We start from the raw sequence: 16,164 nt of genomic DNA on the forward strand, positions 1-16,164 counted from the left end.
TTCTTGATAATTATTTCTATAATGAGATCAGGATGTTGATATTTGGATTTACACTCAGCACAACAGATGATAAAAAAGGAACTCATACTCAATTCGAAACATCATCAGAGACCATTTGCTATTGACGTAAGGTATATACCTAATAACGTGCAAAAGCCTGTGATTTTATTCGTTCATGGCTTTAAAGGGTTTAAAGATGCGATGCATTTTAATGCTATAGCAGATGAAATTGCCGAAGCTGGTTACGTATATGTGAAAATGAACCTTTCCCATAATGGAGTTACACCGGATCACCCTCAAGAATTTGTTGATTTAGAGGCATTTGGGAAAAATAACTTCAGTATAGAGTTGGATGATATCGAAGTGGTGATCGACCATATTTGTAATCATAAGTTAGACCTTCCTAGTAATGAAATTGATCCTTCTCAGCTATGTTTGGCAGGTCATAGTCGTGGAGGAGCAGTGTCTATCCTGAAGGCATGCGAAGACAAAAGAGTGAAGCGACTAGTTACATGGGCTGCAGTGGCTGATTTAGAAGCATTTTGGTCGGCAGATTTTGTAAAAGAATGGAAAGAGGAAGGTGTTCAGTACATCAAAAATGCTCGCACGCTTCAAGACATGCCTCTTTATTATCAAATGGTCGAGGACTTCGAGAAAAATTCCCAGCGATTCAGAATATCAGGTCAGCTGTCAAAACTCAATATTCCTTTCTTAGCAATTCATGGTACAGATGATGAAACGGTGCCGGTTGAAGCATTGCTACTGTTGAAGGGCGTTTATCCATCCATGGAGACTCATCGTATAAATGGAGCCAATCATACTTTTGGAGGCAAGCACCCTTGGAGCGAACCTGAATTGCCTGAATTTACTAAAGTGCTTGTATCGAAAATGATTGATTTTTTAAAAAGACATTGATGCAACCCGTATTACTCAAATGCTATTTAGGGAAGAGTGAAGACGCACAAAACATGTTGCTCTTGTATGATCAGACTTTGGTTGTCATTTTCAAAGGCAAACGATCGGATTTTCTATTAACGAATATCAAGAGTCTCGTTGTCAGCCGGAAAAAGTTGATTATTCCTCTTGTAATTGGAGGAATAGGTACTTGCTTGTCCTGGTTGGCCTTGTCTTTAGGCTGGTATCATTATCAAAGTAATCTGTTTTTAGTCTTTCTTTTTTTTGCATGGATGTATTATGGCTTCTTAGGTAAGGATGGCTTGGAGCTAATGGAAGGGAAGGAACGACATGTTTTTCTGATTAGAGCCAATCAGTTTGTGCTTAATACATTTATAAATTTTGTTGAGGCTCGGAGGTTTCAGTCTCCATCGAGTCAAGAGTCAATTAGTTTTCATTTAGCTACAAAGACAAGTTGGGAGGAGCAGGAACAAAGTACATTATATACTCACCCTTCTCTCCAAGAAGAAGGGTTTATTCATACCTCCTATATCTCTGAGTTAAGGACTTCTTATGAAAAGTATTTCAATCCCAATGATGAATTGGTTTTGCTAGGGATAGATTTAGCAAAAGTGGAGGTCGAAGTGAAAATCAATGATGTGAAGTCGAGAAATGCTCTTTTTCCTCATATCTATGGAAGACTTAATAAATCAGCGATAGTCTTTTCGAGAATGGTCAAATCTGCTCAAGATTTAGATCAAAAAACTATTGATTAAATTTGTCGTAATATTACGATTATGGGATTATCGAAAACAGAAAAATTCTCAGTACATCAGAATGAATTAGCCGTGATGTCGAAAGCATTAGGGCACCCAGCTAGAATAGCTATTCTTGAGTACTTGCTCAAAGCCAATAGTTGTATCTGCGGAGATATCGTAGGTGAATTAGGTTTGGCGCAGGCGACTGTTTCTCAACATCTTAAAGAACTTAAGAATTTGGGAATCATCAAAGGCAACATCGAAGGAACGAGTACCTGTTATTGTATTGATTCAGAGAAATGGGAGTCTATTTCGGTAGCTTTTTCTCAGTTTTTCGCTAAGCAAACCATTTGCGTTGAAGGCACCTGCTGCTAATCTATTTCTTCTTTTTTGGAAGCTTGTCTCTGAGAAGTTGTAACGCCGCGTTGGCCTTGTGGTCTATACCTGCCTTATACGGATGCTTCTTATAGGATATTGCCTTCTCATAATAGAATTCAGCTTTTTCTAGTTCATTTCGAGATTCATAGATATAACCAGTATACAAACATGCCGAAGGTGCGAAATACCAGTTTTCCTTCCCAGCTTTCTTAATAGCGTTCAAGTAATTGAAAATAGCATCCTGTTTCCTTCCTGTTTTGTCGTACAGGCGCCCGAAACGATAGAAATATTCAGACTCTTCTTTTTTATTGGCTAATGATCCTTGTTGGATATCATCTAACGCTTGTTTGGCTAAAGTAAAATATCCACCATCTGTGGCCAGTCTGGCTTTCATAAGTAGTGGGTTTGGATATTCGTCTTCTTCCAATAGGCTGTTGGCATTCCTATCAGCAGAGGCTAGTGTCTGACCAGATTCCTTTGCCTTGTTCCAATGGATCTCAGCCATCTTTTCATTGTCCTCAAGCCAATAGCTCAGGAAGATTTTGAACCATGTGTCTTTGATGTAGTTTTGACCATCATACTGGTTCAGAAATTTAGATAGATGGTATCTGGCCAAAGGGTACTGCTGTTTTTGCATATAAATATCCCCCAGTTTGTAATAGATGTTATCTATGCGATAGTAATCTGAGCTGGTAAAAAGTAACTTCCTCAGGTTAGGTAAAGCCTGCTCACTTTTCGAGAATTTGATAAGTGCTGTATTGTACAAATAGTTGACAATGAGATTATCTTTATGAGAACGCCTCAATTCTTCTAATAGGGATAAGGTTTGTTCTTCTTTGTTGAGAATATTGATAGAAATAAGCGTCTTGATAAGTCCTGTTTCGAGCCAGTAGGGATTGTCAGGTTGTATTTTATTCAGCTCTTCCCATCCAAGGATGGCATTTCCTCTTATACCAAAGAGTTTAAGTACCCAGTGGTAACTTTCGGGTACCACCGCAAATAGCACATGTAATGTGCCATACGATTTGTAGTTCGCAGTGAAATCAGGATGTTTCTCAATATTCTTTTCAATGTAATTGTAAGCAGTTTTTAATGACATGCCTGCTCTCATGTCTTCATCAAATAGAATTTTTACGATGGCCCACTGGGTTCTTATTTCAGCATTGTAGAAACGTTTATGAGGATCGTCATCTTCCATTTCTCGAAGGCCATCCAGGTTGTCCTCTTCACTGTCCTCGTATTTTTTGAAAAGTTTTGGGTCTTCAGTCACAAGTATTTCTACCACGTCCGCAAGACTTTTCACATAGTGATAATGACCTAGCTGAGCATGATTAGGAATCACTTGATTGAGTTTGGCTCTGCCGCTCTCCAACTTAAGTTTCAATACATCGTGATATGCTTCGTATATCTCAGGGTGATCCTTGATACTTTGTGCCTGGCCTGGTAAAAAAATAAGAAAGGTAAAAAACAAAAAAAGGTGAGACACGCTCACCTTTATTATTGTTATATGTTTTAGAACAGCCTTCAAACTAGCTTATTTCTTTGCCGCTGCTTTTCTTCTTGTTCTTGTTGGCTTTTTCTCTTCTACTACTACCTCTTCTACATCTGCCAATACTCTTCCACAGTGCTCACAAACAATCAGTTTTTTCTTTTCTCTGATCTCAGCTTGTTTTTGAGGAGGAACGATGTTGAAACATCCGCCACACGCATCTCTTTTTACAGGAACTACTGCCAAGCCATTTCTTACATTTTCTCTGATCTTGTTGTAAGAAAGGAGTAAACGTTCTTCAATACCTTTAGATGCTTTTTCTCTTCCTTTAAGAAGTTTATCTTCTTCCTCTTTGCTTTCAGTAGTGATATTGTCTAATTCACCTTTTTTGCTATCGAGGTCTTTTTTTCTTTCTTCAAGAGCATTTTTAGTGTCGGCGATTTCTTCGTTCTTAGCTTCAATATTAGCATAAGCTTCTTTTATTCTCTTTTCAAGAATCTGAATCTCCAACTGTTGCAATTCAACCTCTTTGGTGATTGCATCATACTCTCTGTTGTTTCTAACATTCATTTGCTGCTCCTCATATTTTGCAATGAGTTTCTCTGCATCTTTAATAGCAGTTTTATTGTTAGAAATAGCCAATTCTAATTCCTCGATTTGGCCGTTGTGATTGTTTACCCTAGTTTCATATCCGGCTATCTCATCTTCGAGATCCATCACTTCCTCAGGTAAAGCCCCTCTGACTTTAATTAATTCATCTAATTGTGAATCTATTGACTGTAATTTTGTTAGAGCTTCGAGCTTTTTTGCTACCGTACTTTCCATGTATTTTAAAAGTATTTTATAGGATTTGTATCCACCTCGGATAAATTGAGTGCAATATTAGCGAATTTTTCTTTTAAAAAATTGCAAATCAATTCTTTTGTAAACACCTCACTTTCATAATGTCCAATATCGGATATGATTATTTTTTCTTCGGCATCAAAAAACTCATGATACTTAAAATCTGCCGTGACAAAAACATCAGCACCCGCTCCCTTGGCATGACCCAGTAAGAAGCTTCCTGCCCCTCCACAAACAGCTATTTTTTTCACTTCGGTTTTGTGAAAGTGCGTATGACGAATAACCTTTAAGTTGAATTGCTCTTTGAGAAGTCTCATGAAAGATTCGGTAGGTATAGGAGATGCTAATTCACCTACCATGCCAGACCCTACCTCTTGATTTTCATTTTCCAGTGATGTGAGATAATAGGCTACTTCTTCGTAAGGATGTGCTTTGTTTAAAGCAGCTATTACCTTGTTTTTTAGATGAGATGGGAATATGCCTTCTATTCTTGTTTCATCAACTGATTCACTTTTATTGTGTTTCCCTATCGCTGGATTGGCTTGGTCATTAGGTCTAAAAGTTCCCGTTCCTTTGACTTGGAAGCTACATTCATCATAGTTGCCAATATGCCCTACACCTGCTGCATAAAGTGCATCCAGTACCTTCTGTGTATCCTTCGAAGGAACGAAGGTCACTATTTTGCTTAGAATGCCGGTTTTGGGAGCGAGGGTTTTGCAGTTGATTAAACCTAAACGATTGCAGATCATTCGATTAACTCCGGTGTTTACATTGTCAAGGTTGGTGTGAATGCTAAAAATGGCAATGTCATTTTTGATGGCTTTGATTACCGTGCGTTCCACATAGTTTTTTCCAATGAATGTTTTAAGACCTTTAAAAACTATAGGGTGATGCGAAACGATCAAATTGGCTCCTTTAGCTATCGCTTCTTGTACCACCTCTTCGGTGCAATCCAAACTAACCAATAAACCTCGAAGTTCTTGTTCTGGATTTCCTGTGATAAGCCTGGCGTTATCATAGGATTCCTGATAAGAAGGCGGAGCCCATTGGTTCAGCGCTCCTATAATGTCATTTATTCGCATAGTTCTTTAAATATAAGTAATCCCTTTGGCTAAATTAATGAGCTATCTAAGATGAGGTTAGTCATGGGGCGATTAATTTTGAATGATGATTGCAAAATGGAGGTATGTGTGGTGGCCCCTAGCGGTTTTGAACTGGAGTCGAGGCCTATTGAGAAATAGATTGTTTGATCTGGGTATTTGGAAATCCGTTGAGTTTGAAGTTCCAGTAGTATTTGTTGGTTCACTAGCTGATGACCCCACCATTGCCATATCTAGATATTTACAACAATTACTAAAAGGAACCCTTCATGTAGATGGCTCCAATGTAGCTAAATACCATTTGGAAAAAGTAAAAGATGATTCTGTTGCCTACCTCAATCCTCTAAATACTCCACAAACATTTTGCACCAAACACAAAGTACTCGGTCTTTCGGAATGGTATCAATGTAATCCTCGTACTCCGGCTTTCGTAATGGATGATGCTTATTCACCGCAAGAAATCCGTCCACAATTCAGGTTGTTGATCACAGATTACAGTCGTCCTTTTACTCAGGATGCCCTTTACCCCATTGGAAAATTGCAGGAGAGTATAAAAGGGATGAATGAAGCAGATGCTATTTTAGTATACAATTCACCTGATCAAGGCGATTATAAAAAAATAGAAAAAGATATGATGCCGTATTTAAAGAAAGGGAGCTTGGTCTTTTTTATTAGAAACTCAATTAACGCTTTAAACGCATTTAATTCTACCGAAGAAATAGAATTTATATCAGATCGTTCTAACTTTGAGCGCTTGATTCTGAACATCTTGCCAAACGCAAATCCAGATAGTGAATAGAATATTCTTTTTTGTTTTTATATGCCTCTCATCTCCGGCTTGGTCGCAGATGCTCGATGATTCGACGAAGTTGGTCTATGGGCCTACTACTACGAGGTACATTTTCGAAAAGGATTTAATGCGTAGCGATACACTATACCATACCATAGATACGGCAATTCATAACCTCGAAAAGTTTGAGTTTAAAGACAGAACAGAAACAGTGTATCAGGATTTGGGAAACAATGGAACTGCCTTGCGGCCAATTTATTACAGCGAACCCACAACAGTAGGAAGGACTACAGGGTTTGAATCCTATACGCCTTATGTAAAAAAGTCTGCTGACTTTAAATATTATGATTCCAAGTCTCCTTTTATTGAGTTGAGTGTTGGATTAGGAGGTAAAGGTCGAAATGTCGTTGATTTTAATTTTTCCAGAAATATCAATGCACAATGGAATATTGGCTTTGATGTTCATAAAATTTCTTCATTTAAACTTATTGGTGCTTCCTCATTGCGGGAGACTCAAATCTCAGGGACAGTGATTGATGCTTATACTTTTCATAGTTCCAAAAATTCAAAATATCATCTGATGTTTCATGCATACAAATTCGAGCATGGAGCGAGTGAAACCGGAGGGATCAAGTTGCCAGAAGATCCAGAAGAACGGGATTACTTTCAATATCAGGACTCAGATATCAAATTAAGAAATGCGAAGAGTTATGACAATCGGACCAGACTACACTTGTATCAAGAGTATTCTGTGGCTGATTTCTTTGAGATATATGCTGTAGTAGAGCGGAATAATGTGGAGAATAAATTTGAAGATTTTCCATTGTCATCTACTACCGATTATTATGAACAGTTTTTAATCCGTACAGATTCTACTCTGGATGCTTCATTATTTAAAGAATGGAAGGTTGAAGCCGGTTTGAAAGGGCGAGCAGGGAAGCGTATCTACTATTCAGGCTATGTAAAACGAAGAGATATGGATTTCAGCTACAGACACCTGGATTCGTTTGGACATACAGCAGAGAATTATTTGGGTGGTGATATTATGCTCTACATCACAAAAAGTAATGTACTGAGTGGTGAAGTGGAAGTAAATGATGGTGGTCAGTATATGTTTTCTGGCCGTTACCAAAACAATTTTTTAAAAGCTGAATATACCTCGAGCAAATATTTGCCATCATTCATGACAGAAAGGTATTTTGGTAATCACTACGAATGGTCAAACAGTTTTTCTGATATTTTGTCTAATACAATTTCTGGGTCAATATTTTATGAATTTTCATTTGTAAGATTAGAGCCGGAAGTGAAAATATCAACTATAAACAACTACGTTTATTTTGGATTGGATAAAATGCCCGCTCAAAATTCAGCTGTGGCGTTAGTGAACAAATATTCGCTAAAAGCGGATTTCGCTTCGATGAAGCATTTCAAGTTTGAAAATAGAGTTATTTTCAATAATGTATCGGGGGATGGAGCAGATGCTATTCGTACGCCAGACTGGAATTATTTTGGCAAATGGTATTATGAAAATATTGTTTTCAATAATTATATGGAAATGCAATTGGGGGTTAACCTCAGATGGCAGTCGGCCTATTTTGCCAATGCCTATGATCCGATTACACAACAATTTCACCTCCAAAATGAATTCAAGGTCCCTTCTTTTTGGACCGCAGATCTCTTCTTTGTAATGAAGGCTCAAAAACTGAGCATATGGGCCAAGTTTAAGTATTTCAACCAAAAGAAAGAGGAAGGATATTTTGAGACTCCATACTATCCCGGGACAAGGAAAATGTTTGATTTTGGGTTGAGGTGGCATTTTTATGATTGATAACCATGGAACAGCAGAATAAAACAACACTTGGCCTTAATCTACCTACGGACCCTCGTTGGGTAAATATTGCAGAGAAGTCTATTGCGGAGATTTTAATCGACCATGCCTATTGTGAACAAAAGGCTGCTTCCTCTGGCATATCATTGATCGTACAATATCCTGAGCATGAAGAACTGGTAGAAATGCTGACTGATTTGGTGGCTGAAGAATGGAGCCATTTTGAGCGTGTACTTGAGATGATGAAAAAACGAGGCATCAAACTGGATCGAATGCGAAAGGATGAATACGTACTTGCGATATCAAAGATTCTCAAAGGAGGTGGAAGCAGAGAAGATCAATTGGTGGAAAAGCTGCTTTTGAATGCACTCATTGAGGCGCGTAGCTGCGAGAGATTCAAAATCTTGCATAAGAATATCGAGGATGACGAGCTTAGTAAATTTTATTTTGAACTGATGGTATCCGAAGCTGGTCACTACAATAGTTTTTTGGATATGGCAAAGAAGTTTAAACCAGAAGATTACGTGATGAAACGTTGGTCGGAGTTTTTGGAGGCAGAAGCTGCAATCTTAAAGAACTTAGAAGTGCGACCTGATCGCATGCATTAATGCAGATAAAAAAAAGAGGAGCCTCTCGACTCCTCTCCACTTACCCAAAACTAATTTTTGCTAAAATCTATTAATCAACTAATCTAAAATCAGTCATTAATATTTTTTGGGAATTGCCACCTATCATCACAGCAAATTTGCCAGGCTCAGAGCCGAAAGACAGATCTGCCCGATAGTAGGAGAGTGTTTCGTTATTGATAGTAAACTGGACCTCTTTTTCCTCCCCAGGCTTTAGCGTAATTTTTTCAAAACCCTTTAATTCTTTCACAGGTCGGGTGACACTCCCAACGTAGTCCCTGATATAGAACTGTACCGTTTCCTGTCCATTTACCTTTCCGGTATTTTTAACTGTAACTGATGCAGAAATCTCACCAGCTTGATTCAATTCTGATGATGAGAGCTTGAGATCGCTATACTCAAACGTAGTATAGCTTAAGCCATAACCAAATGGATAGAGCGGTGTGTTTGGAGAATCTGTGTAGTGTGACCAAAACACCATGCCGGCATCGTGTGGGTTTGTAGTAGGTCGCCCACCATTTTTATGGTTGTAATAAATTGGACATTGCCCTACGTTTCTTGGAAAACTTACGGGGAGTTTTCCAGAAGGATTGTAGTCTCCAAATAATACGTCGGCGATGGCGTTGCCTGCTTCGGACCCCAGATGCCAGACTTCCAGAATGGCAGGAATATTTTCATCTAATTCAGGGATAGCCAAAGAACGACCATTCATGAGTGTCACCACAATGTTTTTATTCACTTTTAGTAATTCATACATCAAGTCCATTTGATCACCTTTTAGGCCAATGTCTGTTTGGCTACGTCCTTCGCCGGACTGCCAGCAATCTTCTCCAAGAGCCAATACGACTACATCTACTTTCTTGGCCAGATTAATGGCCTCAGCAAATCCTGATTGATCTCCTTCTACAATTTCTAATTCGTAAATGAACTGTCTTCTTCCTTTCGTCAAAGTATATCCTTGTGCGAAATTGACATCGGCTTTGTTAGCAACAGCACCTTGTATTCCTTCTAAGACCGACACAGCACTGCCTTCGTTGGCTTGAGCTCTCCAGCTGCCTAAGGGCACATCTTTGTCGGCGGCCAATGAACCGATAACGGCTATGGATTGTCCTTCTTTGCTAAGTGGAAGTAGGTCGTTATCATTTTTTAGAAGTACAATAGATTTACGAGCGGCTTCTCTGGCTATTTGCAAGTTTTCTTTGGTAAGCAATTCTGATTTTTCTCGCTCTACGTCACTGTATCGATAGGGGTTGTCAAATAGACCTAGCTGAAATTTGATAGTTAAGATTCTTCGAACCGCATCGTTCAATATCTCTTCATTGATTTTGCCAGATGAAACAAGCTCTTCGAGAGAATTTTCATAGATATGGGCCTCCATATCCATGTCGCTCCCAGCAGTCAACGCCTTGTATCCAGCTTCCAATGTATCGGCCGCAAAACCGTGAGTGATCATTTCTCCAATAGAACCCCAATCTGAGACTACGAACCCGTTTTGGTAGTTCCATGCTCCTTTGAGTAATTCGCGCTGAAGTAGTTCACTTCCGTTGGCAGGTACACCGCCTATTTCATTAAATGAATTCATAAATGAGGCTACACCTGCTTCACTGGCCGCCTTAAATGGAGGTAATACCATGTTGTATAGCGTTTGCATGCTGATGTCCACGGTGTTGTAGTCACGACCAGCTTCAGCAAAACCATAGGCTGCAAAATGCTTAGCACAGGCTGCGATAGTCGCCTCGTTTGAAAGGTTACCGCCTTGAAAACCCTCAATCCAGGCCTTAGACATATACGAAGCTAAATATGGATCTTCGCCGGGACTTTCCATCATCCGTCCCCAGCGCGCATCTCGCGCTATGTCCATCATCGGTGCGAAAGTCCAGTTGATTCCGGAAGCCGATGCTTCCCTGGCCGCTACTTCGGCACCGGTCCTTGCTACTTCGGCATCCCAGCTGGCAGCTTGACCTAGAGGAATAGGCATCATGGTTTTATAACCATGAATGACGTCGTATCCAAAGAGTAATGGGATGCCCAACCGGCTATTTTCAACAGCTAGTTTTTGAGCTTCTCTGGTTCCTTCAGCAGTGATTACGTTGAGCATAGCGCCAACACGCCCGCTTTTAATATTCTCAAACTTTTTTTGATTGTTAACGTCTTCAGGTACAGGTCCGGTGAACTCCCAGCTACCAGCATACAAATTGAGCTGGCCAACCTTTTCTTCAATGGTCATTAATGAAAGTAGGCTGTCTACTTCTGCTGCAAATGGAGCTGAAGTAATAGAATTGGAAGTGTTAGTTCTACACGCTGAGAGCGCAATAGTCACAATGGCTATGGCCAGTTGTACTTTCATACCGTTCTGTTGTTAAAATTTGATAAACAAATAAAGATCAAAGTATAGAGTGAGAGCAATGGGAAATGTCACAATAGGGCAAGGCAGATTTATCATCGACCTTTTATACATTTGAATTGAGGTTAATTAATGAATATGTCTGAGCAAGTAGTTTTTTTCTCTTCGTCACCTGAGTTTGGTCAATGGCTAGCAACGCACCATCAGAAGCTCACGGAGCAATGGGTGGGATTTTATAAAGTGAAATCTGGTCGACCTTCCATGACATGGTCAGAATCTGTGGATCAAGCACTTTGTTACGGTTGGATTGATGGGCTCAGAAAATCTATCGATGAGGATAGCTATAAGATTAGGTTTACGCCGCGCAAAGCCAAAAGTCACTGGAGTGCGGTGAATCTTAAAAAGATGAAACACTTGATCGCTGAAGATTTGGTTTCTCCAGCAGGCATGGACATTTACAACCAAAGGGATAAAGAAAATGCCCGGAAAGCATCTTTTGAGCAGGAGGAAATTAAGCTCCCCAAAGAATATGAAGATCAGCTTCGTGCCAATCAACTGGCCTGGACTTATTTTAATGATTTACCACCTTCTATCAAAAAACCCACCGTCTGGTGGGTCATTAGTGCAAAACAAGATGCCACTCGCCAGCGTCGTTTGGCTAAAATGATCGAATGTTCAGCACAAGGCGAACGTATTCCTCTTTTCAAGTGGAATAAAAAGAAATAGAAAGGGTTGTCAATCCGACCCTCCCCATAGATACCCAACTCTAAAATTCATGAAATTCACATCTCCAGCGGCTTGGTAGCCTACATTGAGATCAAATTTTTTGAATCTTGCACCTACTGCAGGTATAAGTACGAATTCGTCAAAATCACCAAAGTAATAGCCCGTTCTTCCTTCAATATAAAGTGGTCCAAGTAGATTTAGCTTGATTCCAGCCAGCAAATCCCAAGCAGTTAAATCTTCCAGTGCGGAGCCATCTAAATCATTGCCAGTAAACATGGAATATCCGAATTCGCCAATAATCGCTATTTTGCTGAGTTTAGCTTCAAAGTTGGCATTGACGCCAAAGCCACCTTTATAAAGGTCACCAAAGTTGCCTGTGGGTACTAAGATGGAAACAGAGTTTCCATAATTGAGCTTTTGTGCTGAAACATTTGAAATAGACAGGCCGCTGATGAGCAAGCCAATAATAAATACATAGGTTAGGTTTTTCATAGTTATTTCACTTTACGATAATCAAAAAATTCGGTTAATTCTTTCAAAGGACCGTTGGATGTCTCCATTTTTAGATCTTCCCATTCGATCAGGTAGACTTTATCGCGGGTGTCAAAGTAATATTTCATAAAGAGTTCATAAGAATCTACTTTGTATTGCTTAACCTTTTGCGAGTTTTTGTTTTTGAAAACCACATGCATCAATCGATTGGCTTTTTTATTGATATGTGCGTGCCCTTTGGTATCAGCCAAAAAATGATACTTTTTGGGAAGTGACTTTTCTTCATACATGAAACTAATAACCAAAATGTTATCATCCTCAGATTCAATAGCCCAGCTATCCGCCATGATGGAAGCGTTTATACCGTCTTTTTTTGTGTTATGGTATTTGTAGAATGTTTTGTATTCTTTTTTAGTCGGTACTCTGCCGTCATGCTCTAGTATCATCCATTTTTCAGAAACTGGGAGCTTGGGGTCAAACCTCCCCAGCTGTGTAGTCGTGTCTTGTCCTACAATTTGATGAACTCGGGCCTCGAATAGAAAAGAGGCATTGGCGTCTTTCAATCCAGCCTCCAAATCTTCTGGAGTTACGTTGTACTCACTCATGTAGACAGAAACGGGTTTGTCTTGAGCTTGGATGATTGAAAAAAATGGTATTGTAATTAGAAGTGAGAAGAATAGTTTTTTCATAGGATCTAGACAATTTGACAATTTAAGTTAATAGGCTTTTACTCACTTTAAAAGTATTTTTATTTATTTATGGATGTATCTTGTTCTGAAATGATTAAAGAGGTATGTGTTGAATATTTAGACGGAGCTAAAATAGCTGAAGCAATGGGAGCTACTCAAGTAGAACTCTGTGGAAGGTTGGATTTGGATGGAATCACTCCGGATATGAAGTTAGTGGAGGAGGTATTGAATAGTCTCTCCATTCACACGAAAGTGATGGTTCGACCAAGAGGAGGGGATTTTGTCTATTCAGAAGACGAGGTTGATGAGATGGCCGTTACTATTGAAATTTTAAAGAAGATGGGCGTGCAAGAAATTGTACTTGGCCTTCTCACCGAGCAAAACAATATTGATCTCGCAACCACAAAAAAACTGGCTCAACTTGCCGCGCCAATGAATGTCACTTTTCATAAGGCGATTGATGAATTGAAAGACCCGGCGGAAGGAGTGAGGCAACTGCTTGCTATTCCTGAAATTACAGGAGTATTGACTTCTGGCGGAAAACCCACAGCGAAAGAAGGGGCGGAGAATATCAAAAGAATGATAGAAGCTGCTCAAGGCAAAATTCAAATTATAGCTGCAGGTAAAGTGACAGATAAGAACCTGCTTGAAATTGATCAACTCATCGGTGCGGATGCCTATCATGGGAAGTTGATTGTGGGGGAGTTGGGGTGAGAGGATTCCCCAACCATTGACATAGCTGGTTGGCCTTTTCTTATAAAATACGCAAGTCTCCTCCAAGGAGGAGATTTAGAGGTGGGTTCATCCAAATCATTATCTTTAACCTATGCGTGAAATCATTCCATACGATAAAAAACTAGTTCCTCTGGCGCGTAAACTAAGGAACAATATGACTTTAGCTGAAATTCTACTTTGGCAAGAAATTAAAAACAAACAACTGGGTGTACGGTTTAGCCGACAGATACCTATAGATCATTTTATTGTTGACTTTTATTGCAAAGATCTGTTTCTCGCCATAGAAGTTGATGGAGAGAGTCATTATCACGATGATCAACCAACAAAAGACAAAAAGAGACAAGGTAGATTGGAGTCTTTAGGAGTCAAATTTTTAAGGTTTGATGACATTGATATTAAAACCAATATCAAATGGGTATTGAATGAGATATATTATACTGTGAATGAAATGACAGCTCAGGGCAATTAACCCACCCCTAACCCCTCCGTGGAGGGGACTTGACTTTCATTGTATCGTTGACCTGTCCAAAAAAGAAAAAGGCCGCTCTCGCTAGAACGGCCTTTAGATACTAAATCAAACAATTGTATTTTGGATATGCGCTTAATTAAAGAGCGTATTGGTTTTTGCTAATCAAATGATCAGCGATTTCTCTTCTTAGCTGCTTGATGTTTACGGGATTCATTTTGGTAAACCTTTTCAATCCCATCAACATTACTTTTTGCTCGTCTCCGGTAGCGAAAGAAGCTATCGCGTCTTTGCCCGCTTTGTTGATTTTCTCAACAGCTTCATACAAGTACACTTTGGCAGCGTTTATTTGCATTTTGGCAGCTTCTTCTCCATTCATTCCTACTAATTTCTCTGCTCTCAAAAGCGCTGACTCCGCTGCGTAGATTTCGATCATCATATCTGCTGCATTCATCATAATCTCTTGCTCTTCTTCCAACTTAGGACCAAAAGTCTGAGCTGCTTTACCAGCGACCATCAAGACTGCCTTTTTCAATTTCTTCAAGACATCTTTCTCTTCAGCGAAAGGCTTCGAAAGATCTGGGACTTCGAAAGAAGGCACCGAAACCAATTCTTTCGCAACTGCCATGGCAGGCTCCATAATATTCAATTCTCCTTTCATTGCTCGTTTCATGATCATTCCGACCATCAACATTCGGTTGATTTCATTGGTGCCTTCATAAATTCTTGTGATACGTGCATCTCTATAGGCTCTGGCCATCGGTGCATCTTCTGAGAAGCCCATGCCGCCATAGATTTGAACACCTTGATCTACTATGTAGTCAAGCATTTCCGATCCGTGTATTTTGATGATGGCACATTCGATAGAGAATTGCTCAAAACTTTTCAGTTTAGCTTCTGCAGGGTCTGTACCGCGACCGATCAGGTCTGCAATTTTGTCATCGATGTTTTGTCCAGCTCTATAAGCCGCAGATTCAGTCACCCAAGTCTTGATTGCCATTTCAGCCAACTTATGCTTGATAGCTCCAAAGCTTGAAATTGGCGTGTTGAATTGCTTTCTTTCGTTGGAGTAATTTGTTGACTGTGAAATTACTTCCTTACATCCACCGATTACACCAGCGCCTAATTTAATCCTTCCAATATTTAGAATGTTTACGGCAATTTTGAATCCATTCTCTCTTTCTGAGAGCATGTTTTCCACAGGTACTTTACAGTCGTTGAAGAAAATTTGACGTGTAGAAGAGCCCTTGATTCCCAACTTCACTTCTTCATCGTTCATGGTGATACCGCCATAAGTTTTCTCTACTAAGAAAGCAGTCAATTTCTTGTCGTCATCGATTTTAGCAAATACGATCAGTAGATCAGCGAATCCACCATTGGAGATCCACATTTTTTGTCCATTGATCACATAGTGCTTACCATCATCTGTCAAAGCAGCTTTTGTTTTGCCAGAGTTGGCATCTGACCCAGCATCTGGTTCAGTCAAACAATAGCATGATTTCCATTCACCACTTGCCAGTTTTGGTAGGTAAGCTTTTTTCTGTTCTTCATTGCCATAGTATAGAATAGGTAGAGTTCCGATGCCTGTATGTGCACCATAGGCTGTCGAAAATGAACCAGTCGCACCTATCTCATCTGCGATCAACATGGAAGTGTTAAAGTCCATGCCTAGCCCACCATACTCTTCTGGTACTGCAACACCCAATAGTCCAAGCTCACCAGCTTTTTCCATTAGGGAAGGCATTAATCCTTCTTCTTGTTTTTCAATTTTTTCTATGTTAGGGTTGATTTCCTTTTCAATGAAATCCTTAGTAGCCTGAGCCATCATTTTTTGCTCCTCAGAAAACTCCTCTCTGATGAAGATGTCTTCTGCTTGTGATTCTTTGATGAGAAATTCTCCTCCTCGAATCGATCTTTTTTCCGCTGTGGTTTCCATATCTATTTCTTTATTAATGCTTAAAGTTAATGACTTTTCTTTTGTTATGCATGCATAACAAATTCAAATA

At 39.6% G+C, this 16,164-nt stretch carries 16 protein-coding genes; 9 read left to right on the forward strand and 7 right to left on the reverse strand.

The window, feature by feature from the left end; all coding sequences use genetic code 11:
• Positions 1-66 precede the first annotated feature (66 nt).
• Genes ACOQO5_RS19385 through ACOQO5_RS19395 form a run of 3 tightly spaced genes read left to right on the forward strand, consistent with a single transcriptional unit; the run spans position 67 to position 2,027 of the window.
• The gene (locus ACOQO5_RS19385) at positions 67-915 is read left to right on the forward strand and encodes an alpha/beta hydrolase family protein (RefSeq protein ID WP_420583343.1); all 849 of its coding nucleotides are present in this window, start codon (positions 67-69) and stop codon (positions 913-915) included.
• Entirely contained in the window at positions 915-1,670 is a 756-nt protein-coding gene (locus ACOQO5_RS19390; RefSeq protein ID WP_420583344.1) for a DUF952 domain-containing protein, read from the forward strand. Before ACOQO5_RS19385 ends, ACOQO5_RS19390 begins: the two co-directional genes overlap by 1 nt.
• Before the next feature lie 21 nt (positions 1,671-1,691).
• The gene (locus ACOQO5_RS19395) at positions 1,692-2,027 is read left to right on the forward strand and encodes an ArsR/SmtB family transcription factor (RefSeq protein WP_420583345.1); all 336 of its coding nucleotides are present in this window, start codon (positions 1,692-1,694) and stop codon (positions 2,025-2,027) included.
• 1 nt (position 2,028) lies between these two features.
• Here the strand turns inward: ACOQO5_RS19395 and ACOQO5_RS19400 are convergent, their stop codons facing one another.
• The 3 genes from ACOQO5_RS19400 to ACOQO5_RS19410 are packed head-to-tail and all read right to left on the reverse strand — an operon-like array spanning position 2,029 to position 5,444.
• Positions 2,029-3,516, reverse strand: coding sequence for a tetratricopeptide repeat protein (locus tag ACOQO5_RS19400; RefSeq protein WP_420583346.1), 1,488 nt, complete (start codon positions 3,514-3,516; stop codon positions 2,029-2,031).
• Positions 3,517-3,564: 48 nt separating this feature from the next.
• Positions 3,565-4,344 (reverse strand): zinc ribbon domain-containing protein, encoded by a 780-nt coding sequence (locus ACOQO5_RS19405; RefSeq protein WP_420583347.1) that lies wholly within the window; start codon positions 4,342-4,344, stop codon positions 3,565-3,567.
• A 5-nt stretch (positions 4,345-4,349) separates the two neighbouring features.
• Positions 4,350-5,444, reverse strand: coding sequence for a Nif3-like dinuclear metal center hexameric protein (locus ACOQO5_RS19410; protein WP_420583348.1), 1,095 nt, complete (start codon positions 5,442-5,444; stop codon positions 4,350-4,352).
• Positions 5,445-5,550: 106 nt separating this feature from the next.
• On the opposite strand from ACOQO5_RS19410, the gene ACOQO5_RS19415 reads away from it, so the two are divergent.
• From ACOQO5_RS19415 to ACOQO5_RS19425, 3 genes are read left to right on the forward strand one after another with little or no spacing between them, the layout of a single operon-like run.
• On the forward strand, positions 5,551-6,261 hold the full coding sequence (locus tag ACOQO5_RS19415; protein ID WP_420583349.1) for a tetraacyldisaccharide 4'-kinase: 711 nt from the start codon (positions 5,551-5,553) through the stop codon (positions 6,259-6,261).
• Positions 6,254-8,080, forward strand: a complete 1,827-nt coding sequence (locus ACOQO5_RS19420; protein WP_420583350.1) for a putative porin — start codon at positions 6,254-6,256, stop codon at positions 8,078-8,080. Before ACOQO5_RS19415 ends, ACOQO5_RS19420 begins: the two co-directional genes overlap by 8 nt.
• A 5-nt stretch (positions 8,081-8,085) precedes the next feature.
• A complete protein-coding gene (locus ACOQO5_RS19425; RefSeq protein WP_420583351.1) occupies positions 8,086-8,688 on the forward strand; it encodes a tRNA-(ms[2]io[6]A)-hydroxylase in 603 nt (200 codons plus the stop codon).
• A 70-nt stretch (positions 8,689-8,758) separates the two neighbouring features.
• Here ACOQO5_RS19425 and bglX read toward each other — a convergent pair whose 3' ends face one another.
• The gene (bglX, locus tag ACOQO5_RS19430; protein WP_420583352.1) at positions 8,759-11,053 is read right to left on the reverse strand and encodes a beta-glucosidase BglX; all 2,295 of its coding nucleotides are present in this window, start codon (positions 11,051-11,053) and stop codon (positions 8,759-8,761) included.
• 135 nt (positions 11,054-11,188) lie between these two features.
• Between bglX and ACOQO5_RS19435 the strand changes: the two genes are divergently transcribed.
• Complete coding sequence (locus tag ACOQO5_RS19435; RefSeq protein WP_420583353.1) at positions 11,189-11,776, forward strand: YdeI/OmpD-associated family protein; 588 nt, start codon at positions 11,189-11,191, stop codon at positions 11,774-11,776.
• 9 nt (positions 11,777-11,785) lie between these two features.
• Here ACOQO5_RS19435 and ACOQO5_RS19440 read toward each other — a convergent pair whose 3' ends face one another.
• Positions 11,786-12,268 (reverse strand): hypothetical protein, encoded by a 483-nt coding sequence (locus ACOQO5_RS19440; RefSeq protein ID WP_420583354.1) that lies wholly within the window; start codon positions 12,266-12,268, stop codon positions 11,786-11,788.
• A gap of 2 nt (positions 12,269-12,270) precedes the next feature.
• Positions 12,271-12,957, reverse strand: a complete 687-nt coding sequence (locus tag ACOQO5_RS19445) for a hypothetical protein (protein WP_420583355.1) — start codon at positions 12,955-12,957, stop codon at positions 12,271-12,273.
• Between the two features lie 90 nt (positions 12,958-13,047).
• On the opposite strand from ACOQO5_RS19445, the gene ACOQO5_RS19450 reads away from it, so the two are divergent.
• Complete coding sequence (locus tag ACOQO5_RS19450) at positions 13,048-13,671, forward strand: copper homeostasis protein CutC (protein WP_420583356.1); 624 nt, start codon at positions 13,048-13,050, stop codon at positions 13,669-13,671.
• A gap of 112 nt (positions 13,672-13,783) precedes the next feature.
• Positions 13,784-14,161, forward strand: coding sequence for an endonuclease domain-containing protein (locus ACOQO5_RS19455; protein WP_420583357.1), 378 nt, complete (start codon positions 13,784-13,786; stop codon positions 14,159-14,161).
• 136 nt (positions 14,162-14,297) lie between these two features.
• On the opposite strand, the gene ACOQO5_RS19460 is transcribed toward ACOQO5_RS19455, so the two are convergent.
• Complete coding sequence (locus ACOQO5_RS19460; protein ID WP_420583358.1) at positions 14,298-16,094, reverse strand: acyl-CoA dehydrogenase family protein; 1,797 nt, start codon at positions 16,092-16,094, stop codon at positions 14,298-14,300.
• Positions 16,095-16,164 lie beyond the last annotated feature (70 nt).

The sequence above is a fragment of the Reichenbachiella sp. genome, from assembly GCF_965223055.1.
In the GTDB taxonomy this organism is placed as follows: Bacteria; Bacteroidota; Bacteroidia; order Cytophagales; family Cyclobacteriaceae; genus Reichenbachiella.

Bases quoted from the DNA above. Each gene is read 5' to 3' on its own strand.
- ACOQO5_RS19385 (WP_420583343.1), top strand. From the start codon at position 67: ATGATAAAAAAGGAACTCATACTCAATTCGAAACATCATCAGAGACCA.
- ACOQO5_RS19390 (WP_420583344.1), top strand. From the start codon at position 915: ATGCAACCCGTATTACTCAAATGCTATTTAGGGAAGAGTGAAGACGCA.
- ACOQO5_RS19395 (WP_420583345.1), top strand. From the start codon at position 1,692: ATGGGATTATCGAAAACAGAAAAATTCTCAGTACATCAGAATGAATTA.
- ACOQO5_RS19405 (WP_420583347.1), bottom strand. From the start codon at position 4,344: ATGGAAAGTACGGTAGCAAAAAAGCTCGAAGCTCTAACAAAATTACAG.
- ACOQO5_RS19410 (WP_420583348.1), bottom strand. From the start codon at position 5,444: ATGCGAATAAATGACATTATAGGAGCGCTGAACCAATGGGCTCCGCCT.
- ACOQO5_RS19425 (WP_420583351.1), top strand. From the start codon at position 8,086: ATGGAACAGCAGAATAAAACAACACTTGGCCTTAATCTACCTACGGAC.
- bglX (WP_420583352.1), bottom strand. From the start codon at position 11,053: ATGAAAGTACAACTGGCCATAGCCATTGTGACTATTGCGCTCTCAGCG.
- ACOQO5_RS19435 (WP_420583353.1), top strand. From the start codon at position 11,189: ATGTCTGAGCAAGTAGTTTTTTTCTCTTCGTCACCTGAGTTTGGTCAA.
- ACOQO5_RS19440 (WP_420583354.1), bottom strand. From the start codon at position 12,268: ATGAAAAACCTAACCTATGTATTTATTATTGGCTTGCTCATCAGCGGC.
- ACOQO5_RS19445 (WP_420583355.1), bottom strand. From the start codon at position 12,957: ATGAAAAAACTATTCTTCTCACTTCTAATTACAATACCATTTTTTTCA.
- ACOQO5_RS19450 (WP_420583356.1), top strand. From the start codon at position 13,048: ATGATTAAAGAGGTATGTGTTGAATATTTAGACGGAGCTAAAATAGCT.
- ACOQO5_RS19455 (WP_420583357.1), top strand. From the start codon at position 13,784: ATGCGTGAAATCATTCCATACGATAAAAAACTAGTTCCTCTGGCGCGT.
- ACOQO5_RS19460 (WP_420583358.1), bottom strand. From the start codon at position 16,094: ATGGAAACCACAGCGGAAAAAAGATCGATTCGAGGAGGAGAATTTCTC.